Annotated in this window: 15 protein-coding genes; 3 read left to right on the forward strand and 12 right to left on the reverse strand. The window is 64.7% G+C overall.

Annotated features, from left to right (window positions below):
* Positions 1-143 precede the first annotated feature (143 nt).
* Together serC and AC1D75_RS22695 are read right to left on the reverse strand one after the other, a co-directional pair.
* Positions 144-1,277, reverse strand: coding sequence for a phosphoserine transaminase (serC, locus tag AC1D75_RS22690; RefSeq protein ID WP_495517566.1), 1,134 nt, complete (start codon positions 1,275-1,277; stop codon positions 144-146).
* Positions 1,278-1,375: 98 nt separating this feature from the next.
* Complete coding sequence (locus AC1D75_RS22695; protein ID WP_495517567.1) at positions 1,376-2,503, reverse strand: citrate synthase 2; 1,128 nt, start codon at positions 2,501-2,503, stop codon at positions 1,376-1,378.
* 94 nt (positions 2,504-2,597) lie between these two features.
* Between AC1D75_RS22695 and pdxH the strand changes: the two genes are divergently transcribed.
* Complete coding sequence (gene pdxH / locus AC1D75_RS22700) at positions 2,598-3,317, forward strand: pyridoxamine 5'-phosphate oxidase (RefSeq protein WP_495517568.1); 720 nt, start codon at positions 2,598-2,600, stop codon at positions 3,315-3,317.
* A 29-nt stretch (positions 3,318-3,346) separates the two neighbouring features.
* Positions 3,347-4,615, forward strand: a complete 1,269-nt coding sequence (locus AC1D75_RS22705; protein ID WP_495517569.1) for an MFS transporter — start codon at positions 3,347-3,349, stop codon at positions 4,613-4,615.
* A gap of 51 nt (positions 4,616-4,666) precedes the next feature.
* Here the strand turns inward: AC1D75_RS22705 and AC1D75_RS22710 are convergent, their stop codons facing one another.
* Entirely contained in the window at positions 4,667-5,992 is a 1,326-nt protein-coding gene (locus AC1D75_RS22710; RefSeq protein WP_495517570.1) for an ABC1 kinase family protein, read from the reverse strand.
* Between the two features lie 234 nt (positions 5,993-6,226).
* On the opposite strand from AC1D75_RS22710, the gene AC1D75_RS22715 reads away from it, so the two are divergent.
* Positions 6,227-6,652: a pyridoxamine 5'-phosphate oxidase family protein gene (locus AC1D75_RS22715; protein WP_495517571.1), complete on the forward strand. Its 426-nt coding sequence runs from the start codon at positions 6,227-6,229 to the stop codon at positions 6,650-6,652.
* Between the two features lie 43 nt (positions 6,653-6,695).
* On the opposite strand, the gene AC1D75_RS22720 is transcribed toward AC1D75_RS22715, so the two are convergent.
* The 9 genes from AC1D75_RS22720 to AC1D75_RS22760 form a co-directional block, all read right to left on the reverse strand.
* Positions 6,696-7,724, reverse strand: a complete 1,029-nt coding sequence (locus AC1D75_RS22720) for an oxygenase MpaB family protein (RefSeq protein ID WP_495517572.1) — start codon at positions 7,722-7,724, stop codon at positions 6,696-6,698.
* Positions 7,725-7,953: 229 nt separating this feature from the next.
* Positions 7,954-8,970, reverse strand: coding sequence for an ABC transporter substrate-binding protein (locus tag AC1D75_RS22725; protein WP_495517573.1), 1,017 nt, complete (start codon positions 8,968-8,970; stop codon positions 7,954-7,956).
* A 16-nt stretch (positions 8,971-8,986) separates the two neighbouring features.
* Positions 8,987-9,466, reverse strand: coding sequence for a cupin domain-containing protein (locus AC1D75_RS22730; RefSeq protein WP_482140115.1), 480 nt, complete (start codon positions 9,464-9,466; stop codon positions 8,987-8,989).
* Entirely contained in the window at positions 9,463-10,563 is a 1,101-nt protein-coding gene (locus AC1D75_RS22735; protein ID WP_495517574.1) for an Rrf2 family transcriptional regulator, read from the reverse strand. The genes AC1D75_RS22730 and AC1D75_RS22735 overlap by 4 nt, the downstream gene beginning before the upstream one ends.
* Complete coding sequence (locus tag AC1D75_RS22740; protein WP_495517575.1) at positions 10,560-11,678, reverse strand: LLM class flavin-dependent oxidoreductase; 1,119 nt, start codon at positions 11,676-11,678, stop codon at positions 10,560-10,562. Before AC1D75_RS22740 ends, AC1D75_RS22735 begins: the two co-directional genes overlap by 4 nt.
* Entirely contained in the window at positions 11,675-12,490 is an 816-nt protein-coding gene (locus tag AC1D75_RS22745; RefSeq protein ID WP_495517576.1) for an ABC transporter ATP-binding protein, read from the reverse strand. The genes AC1D75_RS22740 and AC1D75_RS22745 overlap by 4 nt, the downstream gene beginning before the upstream one ends.
* Complete coding sequence (locus AC1D75_RS22750) at positions 12,463-13,311, reverse strand: ABC transporter permease (protein WP_495517577.1); 849 nt, start codon at positions 13,309-13,311, stop codon at positions 12,463-12,465. Before AC1D75_RS22750 ends, AC1D75_RS22745 begins: the two co-directional genes overlap by 28 nt.
* Before the next feature lie 195 nt (positions 13,312-13,506).
* On the reverse strand, positions 13,507-14,367 hold the full coding sequence (locus AC1D75_RS22755; protein ID WP_495517578.1) for a 5-oxoprolinase subunit C family protein: 861 nt from the start codon (positions 14,365-14,367) through the stop codon (positions 13,507-13,509).
* Positions 14,364-15,035, reverse strand: coding sequence for a 5-oxoprolinase subunit B family protein (locus tag AC1D75_RS22760; protein ID WP_495517579.1), 672 nt, complete (start codon positions 15,033-15,035; stop codon positions 14,364-14,366). Before AC1D75_RS22760 ends, AC1D75_RS22755 begins: the two co-directional genes overlap by 4 nt.
* Positions 15,036-15,064: the final 29 nt, after the last annotated feature.

The following is a 15,064-nucleotide window of genomic DNA, read 5'->3' on the forward strand; positions in this document are numbered from 1 at the left end:
GCTTCTCCTTCACGACTCGGAGCCAGCCTCAACATCTGTGTCGGTGTGCATTGGCGTCAGCGTAATGCAGTCAGACCCAAACGGTGGGCATGACACGCATAAAAATGCCAGCTCAGCAGGGGTGGGCCCAGTGAGGGTAGCCGCTACAGTGCGCCGACGACGTAGTCGATGCACTGGGTCAGGCGGCTCACGTCGTCGGGTTCGACGGCCGGGAACATGCCGATCCGAAGCTGGTTGCGACCGAGCTTGCGGTAGGGCTCGGTGTCGACCACTCCGTTGGCGCGCAACACCTTAGCGACCGCTGCAGCGTCGACGTCATCGTTGAAATCGATGGTTCCGACGACCTGGCTGCGGTGCGCGGTGTCTTTCACGAACGGGGTGGCGAACTCGCTGGCCTCCGCCCAGTCGTAGAGCCGTGAGCTGCTGTCCGCAGTCCGGGCGGTGCACCAGTCGAGGCCGCCGTTCGAGTTCATCCACTCGATCTGGTTGGCGAGCAACAGCAGCGACGCGATGGCCGGGGTGTTGTAGGTCTGGTTCTTGCTGCTGTTCTCGACGGCGGTCGGCAGGGACAGGAACTCGGGGCACCAGCGATCGGAAGCGCCGATGGTGGCGATCCGGTCGAGCGCGGCGGGGCTCATCAGGGCGATCCACAGTCCGCCATCTGACGCGAAGGACTTCTGCGGTGCGAAATAGTACACGTCGGTGTCGGCGACGTTGACGGGCAGACCGCCGGCGCCGGAGGTGGCGTCGATGGCGATCAGGGCGTCACCGGCGAGCACGGGGCGGCTGACGGGCACTGCCACACCGGTCGAGGTCTCGTTGTGTGCCCAGCCGACGAGGTCGACGCCGTCGAACTTGTCGGCGCCGATGGTGCTGACACTCGGTGCGGTGCCCGGTTCGGACGAGATGACCACCGGGTCTTCCAGGAACGGGGCATTTTTGGAGACGGTGGCGAACTTGCTGGAGAATTCGCCGTAGGTCAGGTTGAGGGCACGCTTCGAGATCAGACCGAATGCGGCGGCGTCCCAGAAGGCGGTGGTGCCGCCATTGGAGAGCACGACCTCGTAGCCGTCGGGGAGCGAGAACAGATCGGACAGTCCGCTGCGGATCGAACCGACGACGTTCTTGACCGGGGCCTGGCGGTGGCTGGTACCGAATACCGATGCGCCGGTGTCGACCAGCGACTGCAGCTGCTCGGGGCGAACCTTGGACGGGCCACAACCAAAACGGCCGTCGCTGGGCAAGAGGTTGGCCGGAATGGAGATCGTTTCGCTCATGCGATCAGTCTAGAGTCCCGCCCCAAGCGGAGATGATGGTGGGTTTGGTGAGCGCGACCTGCGGGTTTGCTCACCGAAAGCCATCATCATCGAAAAAACTACTTCGGTGCGATGGCGTCCCAGCCGTCGACATCCTCGGGACGACGTGGGGCGGCGCCCACGTAGAGCGCGGCAGGCCGGACCAGCTTGCCCAGACGCTTCTGCTCCATGATGTGCGCGCACCAACCGGCGGTCCGCCCGCAGGTGAACATCGCAGGCATCATGTGGGTCGGGACTTCGGCGAAGTCGAGGATGACCGCCGCCCAGAACTCGACGTTGGTCTCGATCGCCCGGTCTGGGCGTCGTTCGCGGAGTTCGGTGAGCGCAGCCTGTTCCAGTGCCGCGGCGACCTCGTATCGCGGGGCGTTGAGTTCTTTTGCGGTGCGGCGCAACACCCGGGCCCGGGGGTCTTCGGCGCGGTACACCCGGTGACCGAATCCCATCAGCTTTTCTTTGCGGTCGAGGATGCCCTTGACCAGGCCGCGGGCGTCGCCGGTCCGGTCGACTTCTTCGATCATCGGCAGCACGCGGGCAGGTGCGCCGCCGTGGAGCGGCCCCGACATCGCGCCGATGGCGCCGGAGAGGGCGGCCGCGACGTCGGCGCCGGTGGAGGCGATGACACGGGCGGTGAAGGTGGAGGCGTTCATGCCGTGTTCGGCGGCGCTGACCCAGTAGGCATCGATCGCACGGATGTGCGCGGGGTCGGGATCGCCCTTCCAGCGGGTCATGAATCGTGCAGTGACGGTGTCACATTCGTCGATGATCTTCTGCGGGACGGCGGGTTGGTGGATGCCGCGGGCCGACTGCGCAACGTAGGACAGGGCCATCACCGAAGCGCGGGCCAGGTTGTCGCGGGCGGTCTGGTCATCGATGTCGAGGAGTGGTTGATAGCCCCAGATCGGTGCGAGCATGGCCAGGCCTGCCTGCACGTCCACGCGGACGTCACCGGTGTGGATGGGCAGTGGGAACGGCTCGGCAGGCGGCAGTCCGTCACCGAAACGTCCGTCTACGAGCAGTGCCCAGACGTCGGAGAACGTGACGTTGTTCTCTACGAGGTCTTCGATGTCGACGCCGCGGTACCGGAGGTTGCCGCCGTTCTTGTCGGGTTCTGCGATCTCGGTGGTGAATGCGGTGACACCCTCGAGACCTTCGACGAATCCTTCGGGTATTTCAACGTTGACTGCCATCGCTCGAGCTCCCTTGCCATTGCCCTGTATGCGTACTGATTAGGACTGTAGTGCCCGAGGCATTCCGGACGACCCGGGAGTAGCGTTATCGGCCGTGGAACGCAAACCGATCGACTTGGCCAACATGCGGATGGCCTATGCGGCTTCCGGAGGTGTCGGGCGGCCCGGATCCGGGGATGACGCTGCCGGTGCCGACGGGGTCAAGGACAACCTCGATCCGCTCTGGCTCGCAGGCGATCCGCCGTGGCTGGAGCTGTTCGGGAAATGGCTGCGCGAGGCCGTCGATGCGAGGATCCCGGAACCGAACGCCATGGTGCTCGGGACGGTTGATGCCGCCGGTCACCCGTCGACCCGCACGGTGCTCTGCAAAGGGGTGGACGCCGACGGGGTCACGTTCTTCACCAGTTACGAATCCGACAAGGGGCGGCACCTCGTCGGCGTGCCGTATGGCGCCGTGACGTTTCCCTGGATCGCGATGGAACGCCAGGTCCATTTCCGTGGACCGGTGACGAAGGTTCCGGCCGACCACACAGCGGACTACTGGTCCAAACGGCCGCGTGGTTCGCAGCTGTCCGCCTTTGCGTCGCAGCAGTCCGCGCCGATCGACTCGCGGGAAGCGTTGGAGGACAAGGCTGCCGCCATCGAGGCAAGGTTCGACGGCGAGCAGCCGGTTCCGGTGCCGCCGCATTGGGGCGGCTATGTGATCGCCCCCGTCGAGGTCGAGTTCTGGCAAGGACGCGCGAACCGGTTGCACAACCGGGTACGCGCGTCGCTGGTCGACGGCCGGTGGAACGTCACGAGGTTGCAGCCGTAGATGTTTGACCACCTTCCGGTTCACCGCAGGTGACCCGCCGGTTCCTGGCCGACACCACCCCGCTCAAGCACCCACACTTTCGTCGCCTGTGGTGGGCGAACATCGTCACCGTCATCGGTGCGCAACTGACGGTGGTGGCGGTTCCGGCCCAGATCTACCAACTCACCGGCAACTCGGCGTACGTCGGGTTGACCGGCGTTTTCGGGTTGGTACCGCTGGTGATCTTCGGGTTGTGGGGCGGCGCGCTGGCAGACGCCATAGATCGTCGAATTCTGTTGATCATCACCACCTGTGGGTTGATCGGTACCAGTGCGTTCTTCTACGTGCAGTCCGCCATGGGGTTCGGCAACGTGTGGGTCATCCTCACGCTCTTCGCATTGCAGCAAGCGTTCTTCGCCGTCAATCAGCCAACTCGCACAGCGATTCTCCCGAAGCTGGTGTCGAATGCCGAACTGCCGGCGGCGGCTTCGCTGAACATGACGGTGATGCAGGCCGGTGCTATTGCCGGACCGCTGGTCGGTGGCGCGCTGATACCGGTGCTCGGCTACTCGCTGCTGTATTTGGTCGACACCGTATTCCTGTTCGCCACGCTGTGGGCCGTCATCAAGTTGCCGTCGTTGCGGCCGGGTGGAGGTGATCGGAAACCGACGTCGGCCGGCGTGCGCTCGATCATCGAGGGATTTGTGTTCCTGCGTGGCCAACCGGTCCTGATGGCGTCGTTCGTGGTCGACCTGATCGCCATGATCTTCGGGATGCCCCGGGCGCTGTTCCCGCAGATGGCACACGAGAGTTTCGGTGGACCTGAAGGCGGCGGCGTCGCATTTGCCCTGCTGTTCTCCGCAATTGCGCTCGGCGCGCTGGCAGGCGGCATCTTTTCCGGATGGGTGTCGCGGGTGCGTAGGCAGGGCCTTGCCGTCATCGTCTGCGTGATCATCTGGGGTGTGGCCATCATCGGGGTCGGGGTCTGTGTCGGATTCGCCAACCACACCGCGCTACCGATGCTGCCGATCGTGGTCGGGTTGCTCATGATCGGTGGTGCGGCCGACATGGCGTCGTCGGCGTTTCGGCAGGCGATCCTGTTGGCAGCCGCGAGCGATGAGATGCGTGGTCGTTTGCAGGGCGTGTTCACCGTGGTGGTCGCCGGAGGCCCCCGGATCGCCGATGTCCTGCACGGTGCTGCGGCCGTCTCGGTGGGAACCGCGGCCGCCACCGCAGGCGGCGGTGTCCTCGTTGTTGTCGGAACAGGGATTGCCGCGCTGGCGATTCCGGCTTTCGTCCGCTACCGCATCACCCGATAGTGGTGGCTTTTGGAGAGCAAACCCCCAGGTGAAGCCCGCCAAAAGCCACCATCATCGGGTGCGGGCAGAGTCTTTGAGGAGCCCGGCGGTGTAGCCGACGACCTGGGGGTCGGACATGGCTTTCCAGCTGGGCGCCAACAGCTTCATATACCGCTCGACGTAGAGCAGTTGCTTGCCGACGAGGACCAGCTCGCGAGGCAATCGGGCGTCGTAGGTCTTGGCGAGGTTGGCGAGTTGCCTGCCCAGGTCGGCATATGACATGTCACCGAGATTGGTGCCACCGATGGGTGCGGTGACCCGCCGCAGATCTTTTGCGGTCTCGCGCACCGAACCCGGTTTGCCGAACGTTCCGAGCGCGGCCAGTGCCTGCCCGGCCGCTTCGTAGTTGCTGCGCATCAGATTGCCGAGCAGTTCTCGCACGATCAGCCGGGACCGGTCGTCGAAGCGGCCGACGATTCCCCAGTCCAAGAGGACAATTCGTCCCTGGGGATCCACCAACACATTCCCGGCGTGCAGATCGCCGTGAAAAATGCCATCGGTGAAGGCGGATTCGAGCAGGGAGAGCAACAACGTCTTGACGATCTTGGTGCCGTCGTGGCCCGCTTCACGGATCGCCTTGGCGTTGTCGATACGGATGGCGTCGACGAACTCGAGCGTGATCACACGTTCGGTGGTGTAGTCCCAGAAGACCTTCGGCACCCGGACCTGATCGGCGAAACGCGACCCGGAGATGGCGTCGGTCCATTCCTCCATCGCGGCGGCCTCGGTCCGGAAGTCGAGTTCGGAGTTGAGGTTTGCGGTGAAGTCCTCGATCACGGCCTTGGCACTGAGCATGCGGCCGTACGGCGAGAACTCGACCACGGCCGCGGCCCGCTGCAGGATCTGCAGATCGGCTGCCAATCGCGCTTTGATCCCGGGCCGCTGGATCTTCACCACCACGTGCTCGCCGGTGGCCAGAACCGCGTTGTGTACCTGCGAGATTGACGCCGACGCGATCGGTTCGGGATCGAATTGCGCAAACACCTCATCCGGATCCCGGCCGAGCTGGTCGGTGAGCAGTCGGCGAACCTGATCCGGGTCGGCCGGTGGAACCCGGTCGAGCAGCGTGCGGAACTCATCGGACAACACCCGCGGAAACACCCCGGGGCTCGATGCGATCAGCTGCCCGAGCTTGACGTACGTGGGTCCGAGCGCGGCGAATGTGTTGCGCGTCTCCCCGGCTCCGGCCGCGGCCAGATCTTCGGATCCGACGGCGCGCGCGGCGAACCGGGCCCCGCCGCAGACCGCCTGCCAGGCGGTCGCTCCGATTCGTGCTGCCTCACTGGTCAGTGACACCTTCTGCAGCGTCAGGGGCGCTTCCGTGGTGGTGACTGTCATATGTCCTCCGCAGGTGAGGAGGGGTGCGTGGCTCTCTGCGCCCTCCCCAGACTTCAGGTGGTCAGGATGCTTCGGGCCATGGTAGGGCATTTCTCCCCTAGTGGTAGAGGCCTCGACATGCGACGCTACAGAGGTGACCACGTTCGGTGGCCGGGCGGACGATTGGCCCGGCGGCGAGATCGAAGCGGTTGGCACAGTGCCGACCGGTCGGGTGGTAGGCGAGGAGATGAGTCGATGTTGTTGGGTGGTCCGGTCCAAGAGATGGCCGTCGACGAGTGCTGGGAGAAGTTGGCAGAGATCGAACTGGGACGGGTTGTCGTCTCTGTCGACGACGAGATCGACATCTTTCCCGTCAACTATGTTGCGAGCGAAGGTCGGATCTACTTTCGCACCGCACCGGGAAGCAAACTCCTGAAATTGACCATCAATTCGTCGGTTCTGTTCGAGGTCGACGCGTCCTCGCCCGCCGACGGTTGGGCATGGAGTGTGATCATCCGGGGAACCGCCCGGAACCTGGTGTCGTCGGGTGAGATCCTCGAAGCCGACAAGCTGCCGCTGACGCCGTGGATCGCGACGTTGAAGTACGAGTACGTCGAGATCACCCCCGGACAGGTCACTGGTCGCAGCTTCGCTCTGGGCCCGGAGCCCGAGCGGTACTGATCCCCAAACCTGTTGGCATCAAAGACTTTGATGCCAACGGGTCTCAGTGCGCGACCGGACATTCTCCGGTGTCGTCGGATTGCCAGGGGAGTTGGGCCCGACGGGCGGCGGTCACCGGGCAATAATGCATCGGCTTGTCGCGTACGGCCTCCGGTGGCAGGTTGCGTAGCGGTGTTTCGAGCAGAGGGGCGGCGGCCGGGACCCTGCCCGACAACCGATCCCACGCGTCTCGACAACGCGGATGCCGACGGTAGCGCTCCGGCAGGGCGTGCATGAAGGCGTTGACACCCTTGCCGAAAAGCCGGAACCGTTTCTCATCCTTGTCGGACCACGTGAAGCCCATCATCTCGCGCACCGCCGGGTGGTAGAGCCCGGTGGTCAGCCAGGTGAAGAAACGTTCCGTCGGCCGGACCATCAGCTTCCAGATCGGCAGTGGCATCGCAGACATCCACGGTGGCGGCGGGAGCTGGGAGATGTCGAGGACGGTGCGCACCGCGGGATGGTCCTCGAGGACGTTGCGGCACATGTGATCCCAATACTCGAGGAACTCCTCGTAGGTGTCGGGGCAGGGGCGGGTGCTGACGCCGTACATCGCGTACCAGGTGCGTGATTCTTCGAACAACGCTCGTTTCTCGGCTTCGGTGATCGGCGGGCCGAACACTTCCGCGCACCTGATGTTGCCGTACCAGAACGTGGCATGCGCCCAATAGAAGACGTCGGGATCGAGTGCGTGATACCGGCTGCCATCGGGCATCGTGCCCTTGATCTCACGGTGGTAGTCGCGGACCTCGTGACCGGTGTCGGTGGTGCCGTCGAACACGACGCCGATGATCGGATACAGCGACCGGTTCAGGCGTTGCCAACGCTCGCCGAAGAAGTCGGAGTGCTCCCAGACCGCGGCACCGAGTTTCGGATGCATGTTCTGCATCGACCCGGACCACAGGCCGATGAGCATGCCGTGCCAACCGCCGAAGAACTTCCAGGTCACGGAGTCGGGGCCGAGTGGGTTCACCTCGGGCGTGGCCTTGGCGAACTTCTCGGCAGCCAACTCGGGCTCGTGCACATCGGTCATTGACGGCCTTTCGTCGACGGTGCAGAACACCACACCTCTTGAGACGAAAGTTTAGATCCGTCTCATTGGGGTGTCAACGTCCCTCCGGCGGTGGGGGACCGTTCGGCCGGGGCATTCGGACCATCAATTCGGTGGTGCGCTCGATCTGGCGGTTTCTGGCGCACCCGAACGCAGCTGTCCCCGCGCCGAATGTCGGCGCGGGAACAGCTGCTCGGGGTGTGGACAGGCTCTAGCCGGTGGCGACGGGCGCTGCAGCAAGATCCTGAACGTTGTCGGCGATGACGACCTGGTTCTTGAGGACCCCGAACTGCAGGTAGTTGTCGGCGACGGTCTGCAACTTCGCGACCTGCTCGGCGTCGAGTGCCGTCGGGACACGCTGCGACCGCTTTGCGACGAGCGCAGCGATGTTCTCCGGCCGTTTGGTCAGCTTGCTGTAGATCTGCACGTACTCGTCTTCGTTGTCGTTCGCCCACAGTAACGCCGTGTTGAAGCGGCCGATGAAGTCTTCCATCGCGGCCTTGGTGGCGGGGTCGGCGAGCGACTCGTTGTTCGCACTGAGGAGGCCGAGTTTGGATGAAATCCCTTCGGCGTCGCGGATGACGCGCGCGTTGTCGTCGATCTCGACCGCAGCGGTGTAGGGGTCCCAGGTGGCCCAGGCGTCGATGGAGCCGGACTTGAGTGCGGCCGCCGCGTTGACCGGATCGAGGAAGCTGACCGTCACGTCGTCCGCGGTCAATCCCGCTTCCTTGAGCGCCGACAGGAGTTCGTAGTGTCCGATGCTGCCCTGGGTCGTGGGCGAAACGGTCTTGCCCTTCAGGTCGGCAACAGACTGAATGGACGAATCCTCGGGGACGATGAGCGCCAGGCCGTTGGCGCCTTCGTTGACACTGGCGGAGACGACCGAGACGTCGGCGCCTGCCGCGAGTGCGTTGATCAGGGGAGCGTCGCCGGTGTAACCGATGTCGATCGCCCCGGCCTTCTCGGCTTCGAGCAGCGGTGCGGCGGCCGGGAACTGTGCCCATTCCACCTGGTACTCGGCTCCATCGAGTGCGCCGGAGGCCTCGAGGATGGCCTGCTGGATTCCGGCTTGATCACCGACCTTGAGCGTTACGGCCGAGAGATTGACGCTGCCATCGGAATTGGTGGTCGACTCGTCATCCGAGCATGCGGCCATGGACAGGGTCAGCGCTGCGGCGACACCTGCCGCGGTGGCCGAGAGTCGCAGTTTTCTGGTGATGTTCTTCATGGTGTGGCTGTTGCCTTCACTTCTCGTCTTCGAGGGGGTACAAGCCGGGCAGGTTGACGACGATCGCCTCCTGGGTGCTCCGGGCGATCACCACCACTGCGGGGTTCTTCGGGTCAGGATTCTCTTCGCGATGGGGTACGAACGGCGGGACGAAGATGTAGTCGCCTGCGGTCGTTGCGATCCGGACTTCTTCGACGCCATCGTGGAAGACGAACTCGGGGTTGCCACTCCGGATGAAGATGGCGGTCTCGGATTCACCGTGGTGGTGATTGTCCGACGCCGTGTCGGGAGCGACGTGGGTTTCGCCCATCCAGATCTTCTCGGAGCCGACCGTGGTGCCACTGATCGCGGCAAAGCGCTGCATGCCTTCGGTTTGCGTCGTGTTGTCGTTGACGTCCGAGGCCTTCACATGGTGCAGGCGGGCACGCAACGATTGCTTCCCGTAGTCGCTGCTCGTGGTGTGGAGATCCGGATGAAAACCGTCGTGCGTACTCATGAATGAATTGCTTCCTTTGGTGCTTGTACTCCGGGCAGTTGGCCCAGGTTCCACTGTTGGAGAAGATCGGTGACGTGGGTCTCGAGGGTCGACCAGACAACCTGCCCCGTGTCGGCGACGCTTTGAGTCACCACCGCCCCTTCGATCGCCCGGACCACCTCGGCGACCGAGATCTCTGTGGCCGGACGTGCCAGCTGATAACCGCCGTCACAGCCGCGCTGACTGGTCACGATTCCGGCGCGTCGCAGTTGGCCCATGATGTTGACCAAGGAGTTCAGCGGCAGATCCCAGGTGCGGGCGAGGGTTTCGCATTTGACGGGTCCGTCATCATCGGACGCCAGCGTGGCCAGGGCCTTGAGGGTGTAGTTCAGGCGGGCCGAAATATGGACCGGCGCAGTTCGTCTCGATCTCAGCGGCGCCTCCGCGGCAGCCGCAGCCGTGGTCCGGATGCCCTTGCAGACGTCCTCGAGGAACAACATGATCGTGGCGGCGACACTGCGATGCATCTTGTCGTTGAGGACGTCGTGACGACCGTCTTCGAATACCGAGATGCGGTACGAATCCGACTGGGTTGCCAGCGACGCGGCACGAGCCACGTCTGCGACGAGGTCATTTTCGCCATGGACGAACAGCACCGGTGCCGACGGTCCGTCGGTGTTGTATGCGACCGGGGTGGCGCCCAGGTGGCCCCAACCGAAAGCCTCATCGGAATCGAGCCGGGCCCGGTGCACGGGGCAGGCCGAGCGCAGATCGAGCTCTTCGGTGTGATCGGAAGGTGTTGGCGCGGACTGGGATTCGGGGCCTGCGCCGCTGATCACCACGGCGTCCGCACTCAGCGAATCAGCAAGGTTCCATGCGAGGGCTGCGCCGTTGTCGTGGCCGACGAGGATGCGCCCACCTTCGGTGTACGGGGCGAACAGCGCTGCCACATCCAGCGCATCGGTGACGGGCGGTACCACCACCCGGTAGCCGTCGAAAGCGATCCGCGTGCTGAAGCGTTCGTACACGCCCGGATGCTCACCCCGGCCGTGCAGCACCACAACGGTGCCGCGGACCGCGGCGGTGGGCTCGTAGACGAGGGGGTCGTTGTTGCTCAATGTGCTCCTGCCAATGCCGATTCCTGGCGCGCGGCAACACCGCGGCGTACCAGTGGGATCAGTTCTTTGCCCCACTCGATCACGTCGTCGTAGGGGTCGTAACCGCGGATCAGCAGTGCGTGCACACCGATGTCCACGTAGTCGAGTAGTGCGGCCGCAACGGTTTCGGGCGTGCCGACCAAGGCGGTGGAGTTGCCCTTCGCGCCGGAAGCCGCCGCCGTGGCCGTCCACAGGGCGCGATCGTGGCGCTCGCCGGCAGCGGCTGCCTCGAGCAGGCGTTGCGAACCGACGTTGGTGGTGGCGTTCTTGTCGTAGCGGGCGCCGGTGAAGGAGTGACCGTTCGTGGATTTGATGGTCTCGAGGATGCGGTGGGCGCGCGCCCAGGCCTCTTCTTCTGTGCGCCCGATGATCGGACGGAAGGAGACGCTGAACTTGATGTCGTCGGTGCGGCCTGCCGTTGCCGCGGCTTCGCGGACCGAGTCGATCTGTTCTTTGGTCTGCGCCAGCGGTTCGCCCCACAGGGCGAAGACGTCGGCGTGGGTTCCGCCGACCCGGTAGGCATCGGCCGACGACCCGCCGAAATAGATCGGGATCCGGGGCGTTTGGACGGGGAAGACTTCCGAACGAACATCGTTGACCTGGTAGTGATCTCCGCTGTAGTCGAACGATTCGGTGCTGGTCCAGACCAGTTTGAGCAGCTCGATGAATTCGGCGCTGCGTGCGTAACGCTCTGTCTTGGAGAGGAAGTCGCCGTCGCGTTGCTGATCGGCGTCACTGCCACCCGAGATGATGTGCACGGAGGTGCGCCCACCGCTGAACTGGTCGAGGGTGGCCAGGGCTCGAGCCGCGACCGTGGGCGCGACAAAGCCGGGACGATGTGCGATCAGGAACTTGAGCCGCTCGGTGTGTGCCGCAGCGTATGCGGCCACCTGCAGGCCGTCGGGAGTGCTCGAACTGTGCCCGATGAGTACACGATCGAATCCGGCTTCTTCGTGGACTTTGGCGAACCGGGCGACAAAGCCCGGATCGACGGCATCTGTCGTCGGCGCGTGGATCTCCGAGACGTGTTGAGTTCCGATCATGCCGATGATCTCGACGTCGGCGTCGTTGCTCACGAGTTGGCTCCCTGTTTGTTGGTGTCGGGTGTGTTGGCGCGGAGTGTGTTGGCACCGGGGTCATCTGTGCCGAATAGGGTTGTGTGAACGCCCAGCCAGCCGAGGAGCTGGATGCGAAGCGCGGCGAGGTCGGGTGCGGCGATGTCGCGGGGGCGTGCGGTGTCGAGGGTCAGGTCGTGGGCGATCTGACCGTCTTTCATCACCAGTACCCGATCGGCCAGGATCAGGGCTTCTTCGACATCGTGGGTGACCAGCAGGATCGCGCAATCGTGTTTGCGCCACAGTTGTTCGACGAGATCCTGCATCTTCAGCCGGGTCAGGGCGTCGAGCGCCGAGAAGGGTTCGTCGAGCAGCAGCAGATCAGGCGAGCGGACCAGGGCCCGGGCCAGTGAGGCACGCTGTGCTTCGCCACCGGAGAGAACCTTCGGCCACACCGTTGCCCGGTGGCTCAGTCCGACCTCGTCGAGTGCGGCGAGTGCGGTCGCCTTGTTCGCGCCTTTGAGACCGAGAATGATGTTGCGCCAGACCTTCTTCCACGGCATCAACCGTGGAGCCTGGAACGCAACTGCCCGCGCTTGCGCCACGGTCACATCGCCGGAGATATCGGCGTCGAGTCCGGCGAGAATACGCAGCAGTGTGCTCTTTCCGCAGCCGCTGGCACCGAGGAGGGCAACGAACTGACCGGGCTCGATGTCGAGATCGAGGTTGTCGATGACGTCCTTGTCACCGAATGTTCGGGTCAACCCGCGGACCGTGACCGGTAGGTCGTCGGTCCGGTCCGGGGTCACGCTCCGCTGAACGCCGGTCGCCATGACAGGAGGGTCCTTTCGAGGAATCGAACGATGAAGTCGGCCACCAGGCCCAAGAGTGCGTAGAGCACCAGACAGACGATGATGGCGTCGGTGCGGAAGAACTCGCGGGCCGTGTTCATCTCGTAGCCGATGCCCGCGGTGGCGTTGATGGTCTCGCCGAACACCAGCGCCAACCAGGCCGATCCGAGCGAGTAGCGAAGGCCGGTCAGTGCATTGGGCAGGGCCGCGGGCAACACGACGTTGCGCACCTGACCGAACCAGCTCAGGCCGAGGGTTCGGGCGGCCTCGATGAGGTTGGAGTCGACACCGCGGATACCGGCGTAGATGTTCAGGTACAGCGGGAAGGTCACTGCGAGTGCGATGAGCAGGATCTTGGGCTCTTCGCCGATGCCGAACCAGACGATCAGCAGTGGGATGAGTCCGATGACCGGAACAGTCCGGAGCATCTGGATGGGCGCATCGATGATGTCTTCGCCGAGGCGGAACAGGCCGGCGATGGTTGCCAGCACGGTGGCGACGGCCAAACCGATGGCCAGGCCGAACAGGACGCGTTGCAGTGATGTGGTCACTGCGTCCTGCAGGCTTCCGTCTTCCCACATGTCACGCGCGGTCTGGAACACCTGCCACGGGGTGGCCAGTGTGTCCTCGTCCAGAACGCCGGTGTCTCCGAGGATCTGCCACAACACCACGATGGCGACGGGGCTCAGCGTCTTGATCGCCCAGCGCGGAACCTTGCGCCTGCGCTTCGATCCACCTTCGGGTGTGAGGCGCGTTGTTGCGACCTTCCGGGTCGGTGAGACGGGTGGCGCATCTACGGTCATGATGTCTCCGTCCGCGCTGTCGTGGTGCAAGGCATGGGGGAACGGTAATCCTGGCCTTGAAGGTTGGGAAAGACAAAGATTCACGGTGAGCAAAAGGCCCGCGCCGGATTTTGAGCAAGGTTATTAGATGTGCTAATTGAACACGCACTCTCACGTCAGGAGAGATCCAGACCGCGAAAACCGATGTGATGGGCGCTAATCCGCGACGAACCGAACCTGTCTGCCCGGTACCAGCTGCGCTGCAGCGTCGATCGATTCCGCCACCAGGACTGCGACCACCGGGTAGCCGCCGGTGGTGGGGTGATCGGCCAGGAAGATGACCGGTTGTCCACCAGGCGGTATCTGCACCGAGCCGAGCGCGACCGGTTCCGACCGCAGTTCGCCGGCGTCGCCGCGCAATCGCAACTCCTGATTCCCGTCGAGACGTACACCGACACGGTCGGAGTTGGCGTTGACCGTCCAGATGCCGGTGTAGAGGCCGGCCGGGTCTTCCAAGTGGGTGAGCCGTGGGCCTGCAGATGCGTACAGCGGCACGGGCCGGTGGGGGTCGAGCACATCCCACGGTGCTTCGGTTGCCGACGGCCAGGGCCCTGCCAGGTCTCCGACGGCGAGTTCGTCGCCGGCGCGTAGCGGGGCCGGGCCCAAACCCGACAACAGATCGGTCGACCTCGACCCCAGCACCGGTTCGACGTCGATGCCGCCTCGTACCGCCACGTACGTCCGCAGGCCACTGCGAGGGGCCGGCACGAACAACTCCGCGCCTGCGAGAAGCACTGTCGCGTTGTGGTGTCCACGGTCGACGCCGTCGATCTGGGCGTCGGCGGGTGCCCCGGTCAGCGCGATCAGAAGTTGACGTCGGGCTGAAAGCCGCAAGCCGCCCAGGGTCACCTCGAGGCCGGCCGCGCCTGCGGTGTTGCCCACCAGCCGGTTTGCCAGCTTGAGTGCCCGTCGGTCGGCAGCACCGGACAGCGGGACGCCGAGGTCGCCGTGGCCTGCGCGACCCAGATCCTGGACTGTGGTCAGTGGTCCCGGCGCGACCACCACGAGGTCGGTCATGAGCCCACGCCCACATCGGTGAACCGGACCACTGCGCCCGGGCTCAGTAGTGCCGGACGTTCGGAGTTGGTGTCCCACAACGTGATATCTGTGCTACCGAGAAGCCACCACCCGCCGGGACTCTCGCGTGGATAGACGGCGCTGTAACCGGCCGCGACCGCAACCGAACCGGACGGGACGCGCGGTCGGGACTGCTCCCGTCGGGGCAGGGATGTCAGGGCCATTGCGGTCGAATTGTGTTGTGGCACCAGATAACCGAATCCGGGTGCGAATCCCATGAATTGGACTCGCCACAGGGTCCGGGAGTGTGCGGCGATGACGTCGGCGACCGACAGTTCGGACCGCTCGGCTGCCTCACCCAGATCGATGCCGTTGTAGCGCACCGGAATCGCGATCGGTTCGACGTCCTCTGTGGGGTCGGTGGAGCCTTCGGCGAAGTCGACATGACGCAGCGCGCGCCGGATCGATAGTTCGTCCAGGCCTGCTCCGGGCTCGGCCTGCACCAGGACGGTCTCGGCAGCCGGGATCACATCGAGGACGCCGGGCAGCAGCCCTGAGGACATCGCGGCTTTCAGGACCGAATGCGCCTTGAGTGTCGCGATCGACGGGTGCGGCTCACCGCTGAAGTCGAGCAACATGGCATCGCGCCCGGCGGGTAGTTCACGCATCTGGCCGCCGCACCTTCCTGCCGCTCATC

Source organism: Williamsia sp. Y712, from assembly GCF_059445525.1.

What these genes read in the sequence shown, in the direction of transcription:
- serC (WP_495517566.1), bottom strand. Translation starts at nt 1,277, where the DNA reads ATGAGCGAAACGATCTCCATTCCGGCCAACCTCTTGCCCAGCGACGGC.
- AC1D75_RS22695 (WP_495517567.1), bottom strand. Translation starts at nt 2,503, where the DNA reads ATGGCAGTCAACGTTGAAATACCCGAAGGATTCGTCGAAGGTCTCGAG.
- AC1D75_RS22710 (WP_495517570.1), bottom strand. Translation starts at nt 5,992, where the DNA reads ATGACAGTCACCACCACGGAAGCGCCCCTGACGCTGCAGAAGGTGTCA.
- AC1D75_RS22715 (WP_495517571.1), top strand. Translation starts at nt 6,227, where the DNA reads ATGTTGTTGGGTGGTCCGGTCCAAGAGATGGCCGTCGACGAGTGCTGG.
- AC1D75_RS22720 (WP_495517572.1), bottom strand. Translation starts at nt 7,724, where the DNA reads ATGACCGATGTGCACGAGCCCGAGTTGGCTGCCGAGAAGTTCGCCAAG.
- AC1D75_RS22725 (WP_495517573.1), bottom strand. Translation starts at nt 8,970, where the DNA reads ATGAAGAACATCACCAGAAAACTGCGACTCTCGGCCACCGCGGCAGGT.
- AC1D75_RS22730 (WP_482140115.1), bottom strand. Translation starts at nt 9,466, where the DNA reads ATGAGTACGCACGACGGTTTTCATCCGGATCTCCACACCACGAGCAGC.
- AC1D75_RS22745 (WP_495517576.1), bottom strand. Translation starts at nt 12,490, where the DNA reads ATGGCGACCGGCGTTCAGCGGAGCGTGACCCCGGACCGGACCGACGAC.
- AC1D75_RS22750 (WP_495517577.1), bottom strand. Translation starts at nt 13,311, where the DNA reads ATGACCGTAGATGCGCCACCCGTCTCACCGACCCGGAAGGTCGCAACA.
- AC1D75_RS22755 (WP_495517578.1), bottom strand. Translation starts at nt 14,367, where the DNA reads ATGACCGACCTCGTGGTGGTCGCGCCGGGACCACTGACCACAGTCCAG.
- AC1D75_RS22760 (WP_495517579.1), bottom strand. Translation starts at nt 15,035, where the DNA reads ATGCGTGAACTACCCGCCGGGCGCGATGCCATGTTGCTCGACTTCAGC.